Annotated in this window: 10 protein-coding genes and 1 other annotated feature; of the genes, 1 reads left to right on the top strand and 9 read right to left on the bottom strand. The window is 50.2% G+C overall.

What is annotated here, in order from left to right; genetic code table 11:
• Nucleotides 1-150: 150 nt before the first annotated feature.
• The 7 genes from holA to leuS form a co-directional block, all read right to left on the bottom strand.
• Complete coding sequence (holA, locus tag M1D61_RS06800) at nt 151-1,170, bottom strand: DNA polymerase III subunit delta (RefSeq protein ID WP_458121684.1); 1,020 nt, start codon at nt 1,168-1,170, stop codon at nt 151-153.
• A gap of 199 nt (nt 1,171-1,369) precedes the next feature.
• Entirely contained in the window at nt 1,370-2,719 is a 1,350-nt protein-coding gene (locus M1D61_RS06795; protein WP_458121683.1) for an anti-sigma factor family protein, read from the bottom strand.
• Entirely contained in the window at nt 2,716-3,264 is a 549-nt protein-coding gene (locus M1D61_RS06790) for an RNA polymerase sigma factor (RefSeq protein WP_017811864.1), read from the bottom strand. The genes M1D61_RS06795 and M1D61_RS06790 overlap by 4 nt, the downstream gene beginning before the upstream one ends.
• A 364-nt stretch (nt 3,265-3,628) precedes the next feature.
• Entirely contained in the window at nt 3,629-6,655 is a 3,027-nt protein-coding gene (locus M1D61_RS06785) for a ComEC/Rec2 family competence protein (protein WP_458121682.1), read from the bottom strand.
• A gap of 246 nt (nt 6,656-6,901) precedes the next feature.
• Nucleotides 6,902-7,402 carry a deoxycytidylate deaminase gene (locus M1D61_RS06780; RefSeq protein ID WP_458121681.1) on the bottom strand — a complete coding sequence of 167 codons (501 nt, stop codon included), beginning with the start codon at nt 7,400-7,402 and terminating at the stop codon, nt 6,902-6,904.
• 22 nt (nt 7,403-7,424) lie between these two features.
• On the bottom strand, nt 7,425-8,129 hold the full coding sequence (locus M1D61_RS06775) for a ComEA family DNA-binding protein (protein WP_458121680.1): 705 nt from the start codon (nt 8,127-8,129) through the stop codon (nt 7,425-7,427).
• A gap of 131 nt (nt 8,130-8,260) precedes the next feature.
• Nucleotides 8,261-10,702 carry a leucine--tRNA ligase gene (gene leuS, locus M1D61_RS06770; protein ID WP_046214685.1) on the bottom strand — a complete coding sequence of 814 codons (2,442 nt, stop codon included), beginning with the start codon at nt 10,700-10,702 and terminating at the stop codon, nt 8,261-8,263.
• Nucleotides 10,703-10,841: 139 nt separating this feature from the next.
• Nucleotides 10,842-11,112 (bottom strand) — a binding site (T-box leader).
• Between the two features lie 881 nt (nt 11,113-11,993).
• On the opposite strand from leuS, the gene M1D61_RS06765 reads away from it, so the two are divergent.
• Nucleotides 11,994-14,069, top strand: a complete 2,076-nt coding sequence (locus M1D61_RS06765) for a molybdopterin-dependent oxidoreductase (protein WP_458121679.1) — start codon at nt 11,994-11,996, stop codon at nt 14,067-14,069.
• 123 nt (nt 14,070-14,192) lie between these two features.
• On the opposite strand, the gene M1D61_RS06760 is transcribed toward M1D61_RS06765, so the two are convergent.
• Together M1D61_RS06760 and M1D61_RS06755 are read right to left on the bottom strand one after the other, a co-directional pair.
• Complete coding sequence (locus M1D61_RS06760; protein ID WP_458121678.1) at nt 14,193-15,305, bottom strand: GGDEF domain-containing protein; 1,113 nt, start codon at nt 15,303-15,305, stop codon at nt 14,193-14,195.
• Nucleotides 15,306-15,521: 216 nt separating this feature from the next.
• Entirely contained in the window at nt 15,522-16,322 is an 801-nt protein-coding gene (locus M1D61_RS06755; protein WP_458121677.1) for a class I SAM-dependent DNA methyltransferase, read from the bottom strand.
• Nucleotides 16,323-16,327: the final 5 nt, after the last annotated feature.

Here is a 16,327-nt window from a genome sequence, read left to right as displayed (position 1 = left end):
TTGTAGTTCGCGGGTGAGAAACGGACAAGCCAAAAAAGCCGGGAGACTGCTCTCTCTCTCCCTGCTTGATGATTGAAGCCTTTTGCAGGCCGCTGACCTCAGCAGGGATATTTATTTGAGAGGGTCTCTCGGACTTTAGAAGCTGCCTATTCAGGCACCCAGCCGCAGCAGGAACATCTCCAATCCCAGTACTTTGTCGATCGCTCCTGTCTTCATCTGGTAATCCAGACGAGCCAGATGGGCGACGATCGATCGAAGCTTCTGACTGTCAAATTTGCGGGCCTGCTCACCGGCAATCTTGACCGCATATGGATGCAGACCGAGCTGGGAAGCGATCTGCTGCTGGGAATAATTCTGACCGGACAATTCCTTGACCTGCAGCATAATACGGAACTGTCGGGCAATCAGAGCCGCGATCTTGATCGGCTCTTCCCGCTGCTTGAGCAGATCATAAAAGATAGTCAGCGCCTGTTCCAGACGCACCGCAGCGATTTGCTCCACGAGCATGAATACATTTTGCTCCGTGCTGCGGGCGACCAGCTGGTGTACATTATCGACAGTGATCGCACCTCCTCTGCCCGCATGCAGACAGAGTTTATCCATTTCTGCCGATAAAATGCCCAGCCCGGTACCAGCAGATTGTACAAGTGCTTCGGCCGCCGCCGTCGAGCATTCGCATTCCTGCTTTTTGGCATGGCGGATCAGCCAGTGAATCAGCTCTTCGGCTCCCATCGGCTGAAACGGCAGCACACAAGCATGATTTTTGATCGCCTTGACGATTTTTTTGCGTTCATCCAGTTTCTCGCCGTTTACCCAGAACAGCAAAATGGAATACTCGGCGGGCTCTTCCATATAACGCAGCAGCGATTCGACCCGGTGTTCCAGCTTGCTGTTATCCTTGCCGGCGGTCAGTACCGAAGAATCCTTGATAATGATCAGCTTGCGCGGCACCATAAAAGGAATCTCTTCCGCCTCCTCGACGACCGTCTCCAGAGCCGTCTCGGACAGATCATAATGAGCAAGCGCAAAATCCCGATGTTCCGGCTCGATGAGCTGGTTGGTGGCAAAATCGATAAATTCCTTGATCCGATATTTCTCCGCTCCATAGCATACATAAATTGCGGCAGGTTTATTATTTTGAATGTCTTTACTGGCTGTCTTCAGATCCATATTCCGTTCCTCCTGAGTTCAATATTAGTATTGTAACGGAAAAAGGAACAGACGACAAAGGACTTCCTGCTTTTTCGCACAGAAAGTCCCTTGTTTCAGCATTGTACTATATTTTATCTACAGGATGCTTTACCCTGTATCCTGCCTGTATACCAGCACGGCAGGATCACAGGTCATTCTAACCTTTTTATCTCTCTTGTTAATTGTTACCGATACTAATTTTGTACGTTTTGCTTATACCGCTTTCGTTGACCTGATAGGTAAATGTCTTGCCATCTTCCGACCATCTGCCGCTGATCAAGGTCCCTTTCAACGAAATGGAAGAAACAACGGTACGTCCATTCACATTATCTTCCGCTATACTGTCCAGCCGCAAAATATTATCTGTCGTCAACACGACAGTATACTCTGCGCCAGGAGCCTTCCATTCCTGTTCCTGCTTCGGTGCGTTCACACCGGAAGGCAGTAAGGAACGTTCTGTGCTCTTGCTGTCCAGCGTAGGCGTATCTGCCGGCGGAGCATCCGCTTTTGGTGCTGCATTGCCGGATGCTTCCGGATCTGGCGTAGTGCTTTCCTGGGACATAATTGAAGGCGCATCATCAGCGTTCGACTTGCTGTCCGCTGCGCTCTTCTTGTCCTGGGAAGCATCATTGTTCGCAGTACCTGAACCCGTATTAGCGGACGGAGTTGTTTTGCCGCTGTCCGTTGAACTGGATCTCTGGCTGGAAGATGCTTCCGGGTTCGTAGCAGGTTGCTGTGAGCTGCCGCTTGATGAACCTGAATCCCTTTTGTCCCCTGAAGGGATTCCGCCACGGTTACCCGATGCAGGAGGCTGCTCCTCACGAGTATTCGGTGTACTGGTACTTTCCCGGGTAGTCACGTCACTTTCCGGCTCTTTTGAAGTCGTAGGTGTATTCGTGCTTTCCCCTGCAGAAGGTGTATTGGATGAAGTCTCAGGTTCCTTGGTATCCTTGCTACTGGATGGTTCCTGACTTCCGCTAGACGGTTGATCTGATTCCTGCGGGTTCAGATTGCTTTCTGTATCCGCTGGTGGGGTAATATTGCCCGATTCGGATTGGGATTCTTCCTGCTGTTTATAACTAAATGGCGAAGAAGGTGGTCCTGCGTCGGTAAGTGTCTTCGGCTCGTAGCTGGCGATCGATACGCCCAGTACAACGCCGGCAGCAACAATACCACCGATCGTACGTACCGGCAGGCGTTCACGCCAGGTGCGACGCTGACGGCGACGATCTGCCAATTCATCCTGATCGTCCTGCTGTGGTTCCATAATACCGATCTCGGAAGCACTTTCCGTGCGCCGTCCTTCATCCAGCAGATCGAGCTGTGGCAGAATAGCATCTACCAGGCTGTACTTTGGTGTGACATCAGGTAACTTTTCCAGGCGTAACGATAAAGCCGTCATAATCCGGAATGTCTCTGCCGCTTCTGGATTCTCATCCATATAACGGAACAAGGCTTTCGTATCTTCCCCATTCAGGTCACCGTCCAAATAGCGGCTCATCCACTCTTCCGCTACTTCACGTTTCATCCAATCATTCCTCCTTTCTCATAATCTGCTAGCAGATTCTGTAATTGTTGCCGGGCTCGAAACAGGTACGATTTTACTGTATTCAAAGGTAAATCCAGACAATCCGCGATTTCATTGTAGGACAGGTCCTGTATATACCGAAGCACGATAACCGTACGGTGATGCTCCGGCAGTTGATTGATCGCTTCCCTCACATCCTTGGACGTATAAGCACGCATCACTTCGTGTTCCACATCGTCATGACCTTCGAACACCATTTCGTGTTCTTCAATGGAAACAGTAGGTTTGCTGCGTCTGAATTTATCAATACAAATATTCGTCACGATTCGCTGCACCCAGGTCTTGAATTGTGCTTTTTCTTCGTAGGAACCGATTTTGGTGTAAATACGGATCAGTGCCTCTTGAGCCGCATCCAGAGCATCCTGTTCATTGTTCAAAATGTAGTAAGCTGTTTTGTACACATGATGTTCTATCTCTCTTAATAGGGTGATTAGAGCATCTCGGTCTCCCTCTTGGGCGGCCTTGATGAGTCCCTGCTCCACCACGGAGGATCCCCCTCTCCTTACAACCCCTAGACGCATAACCCCGTCTAATTGTTGCAGTACTTTTAAAATAATTTCAATTTATTGATTCATCCCGGATGGTACTGATGAATGGCTTTGTAAACACTTACCCTATGTAGGAATCATTCGAATCCGGGCCATTTCCAGATCACTTTTAGAGCGGATTTGAAGCGATTTTGACGGCAATGCGGAAGAGAGCTGTATTCAGGATACCAAAATCCGCTCTATTCGTCATCTTCTGACCGATAACTTTAAAATCCCGCAGCACTTTCCGCTGCGGGTCCGGCTAATTGGGTCGGTAGATGAGTAGTAAAGACGGCGGATCGGAAATGAATGTGATCTGCCGCTATTTCGATGGGGTATCATTCTGCAGCAGTGTACGGCGGGATAGCTGGCCATCTGCATTTACCCTTATCTGCACTTCGCCGTTCAGATCGGTGCGGGCCACATCCGAGCCAGCTGTCTGAATCCGCTTCAGTACTTCTGCGGTCGGGTGGCCGTATGTATTATGCTGACCAACCGAAATGACCGACAATGATGGCTGCCAGTATTGAAGCCACTCTGCCGAGGTCGATGTTTTGCTGCCGTGATGGCCTATTTTAAGTATATCGACCGGCATAGGAATAGACTGGCCGGAAAATTGCTGTGAACCCTGCATCTGTGGATTTGGCTGCGGGTTCTGCTTGGAAGCCAGCTCATACAAAATCCCCTTTTCCTCTGTCTGATCGGCATCCCCGGTAAATAAAAACCGACGCGAATTCATCGTCAGTAAAAAAACCACCGAATAATGATTCTGTTCTTCTTTGCGCGGAAGCGGATTTACAGCGGATGCAAGGGGATATGGCAAGGAAGACTGCAGGGCTGCGGCGGCAGGATCAGTCTCTTTTACGTTATCGGTATTCAGACCGGAAGTAACCGCTATGGGTGACAGAAAGGCAAGTTCTGTCTGATCATCCGGCTGCAGCTTCATTCCCGGCGAAGAGCCATATATCGGTACCTGCCTGTCCAGCAGTGTCCGCATCAGCCCATCCAGCCCACTGCCCTTGGGCATCGTTCCATTAAATATAAACCGGCGGATCGGTATCTGCTCTGCCACCGCCAGCAGCCCACCTGCATGGTCATGATCGCCATGTGTCAGTATGACTGCGTCGAGCTGATGAATTCCTCTTTGCTTGAGCAGAGGCACCAGCAGTTTGGCTCCGATTTCATAAGGATCTTTGCGCCTGCGCCATTCCTGCCCTTTTTGCTCAAAATTCATCGTGCCTCCACCATCAACCAGAATATGCTTTCCACCCGGTGTGGTAATCAGAATGCTGTCACCCTGTCCTACATCCAGATACTGAACCATACCGTCTCCATGCTGCAATGGACTCTCATAGCCGTAAATGAGCATTACAATCAGCAGACACGGAGCCAGCATGATCCCAAGCAGTCGGCGGCGCAGCCAGGGAGAGCCTACAGTATGAAAATAGAAAACCCTTGTAATTACAGCAGATAGCGCTGCTAAAAGGAACCCTCTCTCTGGAAAAACGGCCATCCAGCGCTGTTCCAGCCGGATTCGATACAGTAACCCTTTGGGAGCAACATCGGATACATAGCAGGATTTTGCATGAGAAGATCCAGCCATACCTCCAGCCATCGCATGAACCGATCCTGTGCCGAAAAGGCCTTTCCCATGAAGGTTTGTCCTGCCGCTCATCCTACTGGAATTCCGATATTTAACAGGCAATGGAGCAGTAGCCTGGGCCTCTTCACCACGATATGCAGCAGCCCCTGAATGGGCTGCATTTGATGTGGAGAAACCGCCCTGCTCCTGCTTCCCCTGTATCAGGTCCCGTCCGTATCGAAGCAGCAGATACAGCGCACCATAATAAATAAGTATCCAGCCAAGCGATGGAGAGTGCCAGATCGTCAGCATGAGCGGCAAGCCATCCAGCCAGTTCATTATCCAAAAAGACCCTATATTAATCCACGACACCATACTGCCAATCCATACCGCGGCCTGCAGCCATATATAGCTGATTACCAGCGCTATGGAACCTACCGGCAGTACAACTAGACTGGATACAGGTACCAGTACCAGATTGGCCGCAAATGACAACAGCGAAAACTGGTTAAAATAATAAATCGTTAGTGGAAATGAAATCATCTGTGCGACCAGCGTCACCGTCAGTGCTCCAGCCAGCCGGGAAGGCAGCTTTTGCAGTAAGGGCTGCATCAAAGGCACATACAAAATCAGTCCCGCTGTCACGACAAAGGAAAGTTGAAAGCTTATATTGAGCAGAAAATACGGCTCATACAGCAGCATACCCCAGCAGGCAGCACACAAAATATGCAGCCCGTCCTTGAGCATTCCCCGGCTTGCCGCATAAAGAGCAATCATCCCCATAATACCGGCACGAATCGCAGACGGCGAAGCCCCGGTGAGCAGTACATAAACGGGAAGCAGCAGCATGACTACCAGACAGGCTCTTTCACGTGTCAGACCTATTTTGCGGAGCAGCCAGAGCAGGATGCCGGTATAGATCGCTACATGCAGGCCGGAGATGGCCAGAATATGCGTCAGTCCCAGCCGGGAAAAAGAAGCGAACTGCTGCGGATCGATATCATTGGCATCGCCAATGAGCAGTCCTTTCATATAACCCTGATCTTCGGTATGGAAAATCTGTCCGATCCGGCTGCCAAGCATTTGCCGGGTATCGTCATTCCAGCGCAGCAGCTGCCATCGCCATGAAGCAGGACCGGTAACATGAATATTGGAAGGCTGAAGTGTGGAGACCCCTTCGGCTTTGATCATCCAGTGAATGTACTGGGTCCGCAAATACTGCCGGTAATCAAAAGTATCAAAATTGCGCGCTTCTCCAGGCTTTTTCCAGGTTCCTCGGACCGTTATGCGGTCGCCGCGCTTCCATGCTGCTGCATGCTGCAGTTCCTGACGTGCAGCCAGCTTGAGCTGTACGATTACCGTCTCCAACTCCTGCTCCTGCTGTGGCTTTGCTTTCTCTGATTGCGATAGTCGATACAATTTCATCCGGAAACTAACCCGGTCTCCATCTGTCTCCGGCAGGCTGGTAATCACTCCTTCCGCATAAACAGGCTGTTCATTCATCTGCTCCGGTGACTGCTGCAGCAGCGCCGGTATCATGCTCTCGTTATGTCTGTCGTTCCAATGCCAGTATACCGCAGCACAGCTCAATGTCAGCGCAAGGATCAGTACCGTCCGTCGGTGATCCGGCCAAAATAAGAGCAGCGCCGCCGCGATCAGCGATAGTCCGAGCATTCCCCATCCAAAACCGCCATTTTGCAAAACAGCTGCAAACATGCTGCCGGTCACCCAGGCTGCGCACAATGCAACCAGTGGTCTTGTTTTCATCGTTTCTCCTTTGCTTTTCAAATTTGGCGAATCTGCTCCTCCTATGTCTCCATCACACAGATAGAACAAAGAAATCGGATCTTTTCCATAGAAATCCGCAAAAAAGAACCATTATCTTATCGTGGGGATGACAGGCATCCGGCGGATCTGATAATGGTTCTTCCATTAATGGTTACTTCTTCTATTCTCCTGTGCGATGAGGGGTAACAGAGGGTGCAGACATGCATCTGCACGGCATATATTCAATCAATCGATAATTATAGTCTGCTGCGGCGGCTCATAGGCCTGCAGCTGACGGAATACAATTCCTTTTTGACGCATCATTTCATGTACTTTGCGGGTATCCTTGGGATATGCACGGTGATAGACCACTTCGACAATACCGCTGTTGGCCAGCATATTGGCGCAGGTCCAGCAGGGTTCATCCGTTACATATACAGTAGAACCTTCGCGGTCTGCACGGTCGGTAAACAGCAGCAGATTCTGCTCGGCATGGATCGTACGAATGCAGCGCTGTTTCTTCACCATTGTCTCGACACCGCCGGATATCACCAGTTCGACCTCCTCCGAGATCATACAGCCGGCTTCCGAGCAGTCCGGCACACCCATGGGTGCTCCGTTATAGGCGGTACCGAGCAGCTTTTTGCCCTGTACGAGTACAGAACCGACATGACGGCGCGGACAGCGTGAACGTGTCGATACCATATGTGCAATATCCATAAAGTACGTATCCCAGTCTTTACGCATCCTGGTCTTCCCCCTTAACCATTTAAAGCCTTGCATATGGCAGCAGTTTGGCGAGCATTTTGCTTCCGATCCCTTTGACATTGTCCAGTTCGCTTACACTCCGAAAAGGACCGTGTGCATTACGGTAATCGATAATAGCCTGTGCCTTCTTTTCACCGATGCCGGGCAGCTCAGTCAGTTCGGTCAGACCGGCCTGATTGATACTGATTCTGCCGGACGTATCCTCTGCAGTGGTTGTACTGATCGATGACTCGGCCGCAGATTCTGCTACCGGATCAGATGACTGGCCGGATATGGGCTGTGCTCCTTTACCGGATTGGACAGTACCTGCATCTTCGGATCGTCCGGGTGAGTGAGCGGCTGCACCGGTATCGGAACCGGGCACAGCTGAATGCTCACCTGTTCTCTCAAGAGAGGACGGATCAGATTGACCTGAATCCGGCTGGACCGCAGGAGACGGCTGGCTGCCCGTCTTGGGTTGTGTTGATACCGGCTGGACAGTCGCTGTCTGCGGAGCAGGAATTTCCGCATTCTGCCTGGCATCGGCAGAATACGTCTTCCCTTTTCCATGATCTGTCTGAGCATTCTCTACCAATGAAGCTTCGGTTCTCTCATTCAGTACGGTCCAGGGTGTCCCCTCATCCGCAGGCTGCCCGGCACCAAAGCAGATCAGACCGACTCCAAGTACAGCCGACACGGCGGCTATCCACATCATATTACGTTTCATACCTGCACCTCTGTTTGTCGGGACCCGGTACATTACCGGTGTCCCGGTAATTGGTCTCCCATCGCATAGGAGATAAATAATAAGAAGCTCAATAGTCAAATCGATTATTCATCGTCTAACAATAGTCTGAATTAGTTGGCTACGATATTAACCAGTTTGCCCGGAACAGCGATAATCTTGCGAACCGTCTTGCCTTCGATCGCTTGTTTGACCGCATCAAGAGACAGGGCGAATTCTTCCATCGCTTTGGCATCCATGTCTTTGGCAACGTTGACGCGCTGCACGATTTTACCAGTGATCTGGATAACGATTTCCACTTCGGATTCGGTTGTCCAGGCTTCGTCATGCTTCGGCCATTCTACATAGGTGATACTGCCGCTGTGACCAAGACGAGACCACAGTTCCTCAGCAATATGCGGTGCCAGCGGAGACAGCAGCTGAACGAAGTTCTCCATTGCCTGACGAGGCAGCTCGTCGGTTTTGTAAGCTTCATTGATAAAGATCATCAGCTGGCTGATCGCCGTATTGAAGCGCAGATTCTCCATATCTTCGGTTACTTTTTTGATCGTTTTGTGCCATGTGCGCTTGAAGTTGTCATCGCCACCGTTGTCGACAATTTTGGAACTGATAGTGCCTTCTTCATTAATAAACAGACGCCATACCCGTGCCAGGAAGCGATGCATGCCTTCGACGCCATTTTCGTTCCACGGCTTGGTCGCTTCCAGAGGACCCATGAACATTTCGTACAGACGCAGCGTGTCCGCACCATATTCGTTGACGATATCATCCGGGTTAATAACGTTACCGCGGGATTTGCTCATTTTCTCATTGTTGGTACCGAGGATCATGCCCTGGTTAACCAGCTTCTGGAAAGGCTCCTTGGTGTTGACTACGCCGATATCGTACAGCACTTTGTGCCAAAAACGCGCATATAGCAGATGTAGTACAGCGTGCTCGGCGCCGCCGATATACAGATCCACCGGCATCCAGAAATCCAGTTTCTCCTTGGAGCACAGTTCATCATTGTTTTTCGGATCGATATAACGCAGGTAGTACCAGCAGCTGCCGGCCCACTGCGGCATCGTGTTGGTCTCACGGCGTGCTTTCATGCCTGTCTCCGGATCGATCGTGTTCACCCAGTCGGTTGCATTGGCCAGCGGCGATTCGCCTGTACCGGACGGCTTGATCTCTTCCAGATCCGGCAGCAGCAGTGGCAGACTGTCTTCCGGTACCGGCTTGATGGTTCCATCTTCCAGATGCAAAATCGGAATCGGCTCTCCCCAGTAACGCTGGCGGCTGAACAGCCAGTCACGCAGACGATACGTCGTTTTGCCTTCGCCTTTACCGTTTTCCTCCAGCCACTGAATCATTGTAGAGATCGCTTCTTCCATTTGCATGCCGTTCAGCATACCGGAGTTTACGTGTTCACCTTCACCGGTATAGGCTTCTTTGGTGACATCGCCGCCGGCAACCACTTCGATGATCGGCAGTTCGAACTTCTGGGCGAATTCCCAGTCGCGTGTATCATGAGCCGGTACGGCCATGATTGCGCCTGTACCATAGGCAGCCAGTACATAATCGGCGATCCAGATTGGCAGTTTCTCGCCATTCGCCGGATTTACTGCATAGGCGCCTGTGAATACACCGCTCTTGTCCTTGTTGAGGTCGGTACGCTCCAGATCACTCTTGTGGGAAGCTTTTTCCTGGTAAGCTTTGACTGCTTCCTGCTGCTCCGCTGTTGTGACTTTCTCTACCAGCGGATGCTCAGGAGCCAGCACACAGTAAGTTGCTCCGAACAGTGTATCCGGGCGTGTTGTGAACACGCGGATTTCTTCTTCTGTATTTTCCACCTGGAAAGTAACTTCCGCACCTTTGGATTTGCCGATCCAGTTGCGCTGCATATCCTTGATGCTTTCCGCCCAGTCCAGCTCATCCAGATCTTCGAGCAGACGATCTGCATACTCGGTAATTTTCAGCATCCATTGACGCATCGGGCGACGGATGACCGGATGGCCACCGCGCTCACTTTTGCCATCGATGACTTCTTCATTTGCCAGTACCGTGCCCAGTGCAGGACACCAGTTCACCGGAATCTCGGCGATATAAGCCAGACCTTTGTTGTACAGCTGGATAAAGATCCACTGTGTCCATTTATAATAATCCGGGTCAGTCGTGCTAATCTCACGATCCCAATCATAAGAGAAGCCCAGGGACTTGATCTGACGGCGGAAATTATTGATATTCTGAATCGTAAATTCACGCGGATGACCGCCATTGTCGATCGCATACTGCTCGGCCGGCAGACCAAATGCATCCCAGCCCATTGGATGCAGTACGTTGTAACCCTGCATGCGCTTGTAACGGGAAACGATATCTGTCGCCGTGTAACCTTCCGGATGGCCTACATGCAGACCGGCGCCGGATGGATACGGGAACATGTCCATCGCATAGAACTTCGGTTTGCCCGGGTCCTCGGTCGTTTTGAATGTTTTGTGCTCATCCCAGTAGCCCTGCCACTTGGGTTCGAGTTCCTGCGGACGGTAGCCCGGCTGGGAAGTGTGTACTTCTGTCATAGTATTTCCTCCTTGTAGTGTAAAAATGGCTGCTTTCGGTGATGCCCTTCTCCTGATAATCCATTCTGTTATTCGTGCGGACGACACAGCCTTTACGTCCGAAAGCAACAAAAAACCTCTCGTCTCCAGCGTATATATCGCTAGGGACGAGAGGTTAGATCTCGCGGTACCACCCTAGTTAGCGAACAGGTATGCTTCACCATTCACTCACTTAGTTTCCTGATAACGGCAGGAAGCCGATGCGTTTCAGAATCTGCGGTTATGATATCCGGTAGTGATCCGGCTGCATTCCGTTATTCCTGACGCATATCTCCAAGGCGAGTTCACACCAGCATCATATCGGCTTGCACCAGCCGCCGACTCTCTATGTAATGCTTGCTGATATTACTATTCCTTTTCACTGAGCATTAACTATGAACCGATCAGCATAAAGCTATCCGGTTATAACAATGTTTTTATTGTAAAAAAGTTAATCGTTAAAGTCAATGAAAGAAATAGTGAAGCTGCTTTCGCTTAGGTAGGATGCTTCGGTGACGAAGCGCAAATTCACACAGAACAATTGATCCTCCGGGTTATATATCGGCAGTTCTCTTAATTGGATTTTCTGCAGATGCCTTGGCTATATTCAGATTTTCAATAGAATACTATAAACCATGCCTTCAATAAACCATAATCACAGCGCCCACAATAAACACAGCTGGAATTCATATCTTCAGCTGCTTTCATATTTTCATTCCAGTATTAGACCTGTATTACACAATTCCGAAAAATACAATCAGGCGATTTTACGGATCAGTCCAGTTTTGGATCTGTCACGGGCCGCCTCTTCTTCCGGTGTAGCAATAAACCTGGTAATTGCCGTACTGATAGAGTATATAATTGCCAAGATCCACACCATTCCGTGCGCACCGATCGAGCCGATAAATGCATAGGCAATCGCCTGAGCAATAAAGAATGAAAGTAGTGTAGCTTTAAAGCGAAGAAGCAAGACGGTATATCGGTCTCTTGTGCGGCACTTTACTATGCCTGCTGGAATTGGCACGTTTTTTACCTGGGTTTCGCAGGGCCGGTCCCTCTACCTCTCTGAATAGAAGATATAATGAATATGTAGTTGTAAGGTTGTGCAATAATAAGGAACAAGCTATGATATGTAGCAATGTTAGCTTGACGAATTTTATCAATTTGACATTTTTTTAATTTCAATTAAACCCAGTCATACATTCGACATTAAAATGCATATTTTTTTGAGCAAAATTTAAACCAAATACTCACCCGAAAGGAGCAGTGATTCATGTCTGCTTATACGCAACAGCCGGATGGCGTCTTCAAAACGGTCTGCTCACTGGACTGCCCGGATCAGTGCGGACTGCTCATTTATAAAGAAAACGGCAAAATCACCAAAATCGCCGGCGACCCGGAACATCCGGTTACCCGCGGCAATATATGCAATAAAGTACGGCATATGTCCGAGCGCATTTACGATGATCAACGCCTCACCCAGCCGCTTAAACGGGTAGGACCCAAAGGCAGCCGCCAGTTCGAACCAATTACGTGGACAGAGGCGATTGAGACGATTATTTCCCGCTGGAAGGGTCTGATCGAACAGCATGGTCCGGAAAGTATTCTGCCGTACAGCTTCTATGGCAATATGGGCAATATTAATGCGGAAGGCATGGATCGTCGCTTTTTCCATCGTCTGGGTGCCAGTCAGCTGGAGCGTACGATCTGTACCGCAGCCGGAGGAGCAGGATTCAAGTATACGATGGGCGGCAGCATAGGAACCGACCCGGAAGATACGGTGCATACACGATTGTTCATCCTGTGGGGAATCAATGCGGTCAGCACCAATATGCACCAGATTACTCTTGCCCAACAGGCACGCAAGCAGGGCGCCAAAATTGTCGTGATCGACGTACACCGCAATCAGACCGGCCGGATGGCGGACTGGTTCATTCCGATCCTCCCCGGCACGGATACCGCACTGGCGCTTGGGCTGATGCATGTGCTGTTCGCCGAGAACCGGGTGGATGAGCATTTTCTGCATGAATATACAATCGGGCATGAAGAGCTGCGTGAGCATGTGAAGTCCTATGATCCGGTAACCGTATCCGGCATCACAGGCGTTCCTGTGGATGACATTTACAAATTGGCCCGTATGTACAGCGAGACAACTCCGTCCATGATCCGTATCGGCAACGGGCTGCAGCATCATGATAACGGCGGCATGAATACCCGCGCGATTACCTGCCTGTCCGTATTAACCGGCCAGTGGCTCGTACGCGGCGGCGGAGCGATCCGTTCCAATTCTGCCTATCTGGCTCATAATAGAGCCGCTCTGCAGCGTCCGGATCTGCTGCACAACCGCAATACCCGTTCCTTTAACATGAACCAGCTGGGAAGGGCGCTCACCGCTGCCGAGCCGCCGGTATATTCCCTGTATGTCTACAGCTGCAACCCGGCTGTCGTAGCGCCTCGTGCTGCGCAGGTGCGTGAAGGACTTGAACGGGAAGATTTGTTTACAGTGGTGCATGATCTGTTTTTGACGGAGACAGCGGCATATGCGGATATTGTACTGCCTGCCACCTCAGCCTTTGAGAATCTGGATTTCTATACGTCCTACTGGCATCATTATATGCAGATCGGACAGCCGGTGATCGAGAATTATGGACAAAGTAAATCCAATACCGAGGTGTTTCGTCTGCTGGCGGCTGCGATGGGCTTTGAAGAGCCGGCGCTGCAGGACAGTGATGAGCAGATGATCCGCCAGGCGCTGGCTCATCCGGGCAATCCGTATTTGCAGGGAATTGATTACGAGGGGCTGCTGGCTCATCAGTATCTCAAGGCGAACCGCGCCACCATTTACCCGGAGCGGCTGGGTACGCCAAGCAGTAAGGTGGAACTATACTCCAGCACCATGCTGCAGCATGGTCTGCCGCCACTGCCTACCTATATTCCGCTCCAGGAACAGGACAGTCACAGCTATATTTTCGTACCGGGACCGACACATAATTTCCTGAATTCGACCTTCTCTAATAATGCCAAGCATGTCGGTATGGAAAAGCTGCCAAAGCTGTTCATGAACACGGCCGATGCAGAGCGCGAAGGCATCATTAATGGCGATACCATTACAGTCTCCAACAATTACGGTTCCTGTGAACTGATCGCCGCTGTCGGCGAGACGGTACTGCCTGGCGTAGTCGTCAGCCAGGGACTATGGGCGGATACGCCGGATCATCAGCCGGATCATCTGGTGAATGCACTAACGCCGGACCGTCTGTCCGATATGGGCGGCGGCGCGACCTTCTTCTCCGGCAGAGTCGATCTGCACAAAAAGCAGGCAGTCATGCCTGCCGAATCGATCAGTTGAGTGGATCAGCTGGTGTGATCGGCTAAGAGCGAGATTATTTAACCTAATATATCACCAAAAAGGCTGTCTGCTCCTGATACTTACAGGAGAGACAGCCTTTTTGGTGATTTATCTTATCAAATCTTACTCTGCCGGTTTGCAATCAGCCAGAGTGACACGGTTGCGTCCATTTTCCTTCGCTTTGTAAAGTGCACGGTCCGCTTCGGAAAACAGCCGTTCCGGTTCGATCAATGGATAGCAGCTTACCCCGATCGAGGCGGTCAGATGAATACTCTGTCCTTCTTCCAACACAAAGGTATACTGCTCCATTGCAGCGCGTATTTGCTCTGCCAGCTCTACCGCCTGCCGCGAGCTGCAGGCATTCAAAATAACCGCAAACTCTTCCCCACCCTTGCGCGCGCAATAATCTCCTGACCGAATCGTCCGGCTCAGCACTTCGGCTACCTGTACCAGTACCGTATCCCCATTGAGATGCCCGTAATTATCATTAATCTTCTTGAAAAAGTCGATATCCATTACCAGCAGGGCAAACGATCGCTGATGCTCCCTTGCATCGGTAATTGTCTGACGGAACAGCCGGTCAAAAGCACGCGAGTTGTATAACTGGGTCAGAAAATCATGATTGGCTGCTTCCCTCATCATTACCAGCGTATCATCCGCCCGCTGAATATAGCGGATGATATAATAGGCGAACAGCCCGGCACAAATATATAACAATCCAAAAAACAGATTCAGCTCAATATGTGTAATCGCCTGCAAAATGGTGACAGTCACGATGTAAACCAGCAAAGTAGCAATAATCGCCCTGAGCCAGATTTTCAGTGAAGTCTCTCGTGAACGACGCATGCACAGCGAGGTAACGACATACGTAAACATCGCATTGCCAAAACCGACCCAGGAACTGAATTGCAGCGGCTCTCCGCTGAACAAACGGTACAGGCCTATCATAATCGCCGAGATCAGTCCACTCCAGGCTCCGCCATAATAAAAGGAAATCATAATAGCCAGCTGGCGGAAATCCACCATAACTGCATTATTGCCGGTATGGAAACGAATGGAGAAAAAGCTCATCATGCAAATACCCAGCAAGCCTGCAAATAACCCGGCAAGCAAGGGAATGAGCCAACTCACTCTATGTAGTTTTTGATCCATGAGTTTTAGAAACAGATTTCCGAAAAAGAGTACGGTCGTCAAAAAGGTAAGATTGTTGAACAATGTCTGAATAATCATCTGCATATCTCGTCCCCATCATCGCAGCCTTGAATTGCCGCCTGCCTGTTTGTATGATGCACATTCTTACACGCTATATTCATTATACACAATTCGTGCTTCGACAAATATCATCATTTTTTCATATTAAGTCATACTGCTTATTATGCTTTTACAAGCAAAAAGCTCCTATGACAGGAGCTTTTTGCTTACACATTATTCCATTATCTTATCATAAAAAAATTACTTTACAGCAATAAAAAACAGCCGGGCTGCATCAGCGCCTGCTTCGATCCATTCAAAATCGGCATAACATTTTACATCGCGGAAACCGGTCTTGTACAGTTCGGTGCTCAGCCATTCCTGTTCATAGGAGCGCTGAACATGAACCTCTTCGAAGCGCTCATATAGTGACTGGCTGTCCTCACCCACCCGAGCAAAGATTGTCAGATGATGTTCAATCTCCGTACGGGTCGTATCATACTCGCAGGTCCACAGGTAGGAGATCGACCGATCATCCAGCATAAATGGCTGCTCTTCATCATATCGGCGCAGCGTGCTCGGATGATGCACATCAAAAATAAATGTACCCCCCGGCTTTAGACCGGCATAGGTAGACTGAAACGTATGCACAATATCCTCCGGTTCGGTCAGGTAATTCAGACAGTCGCAAAAGGAAATAACGCTGTCTACCGGCTCCGGCAGCTTCCAGCTGGTCATGTTCTGGCAGATCCACTGGACACTGCCATCCTGGAACAGCCGGTGTCCCTGCGGTGTCGATTCCATTTTGTCACGGGCGACCGACAGCATATCCGACGACAGATCAATTCCGGTCATCCGGAAGCCGGAGTTCACCAGCGGAATGGTAATACTGCCGGTACCACAGCCCAGCTCGGCTACCGTACGCGGCATTCCGTACCGATCCCAGGCTTCACGTACAAAACGCAGCCAGTCCGGATAAGGCATGTCTTCCATCAACTCATCATATACATAGGCAAACTTGCGGTATGGCACTGCTTTAACCGTCCTTCCCTGTTTTTGCATGCCGT

This window comes from Paenibacillus sp. Z6-24, assembly GCF_054161335.1.
The sequence above is the reverse complement of the archived record's forward strand: the minus strand, read 5'-3'. Positions and strand labels throughout refer to the sequence as shown.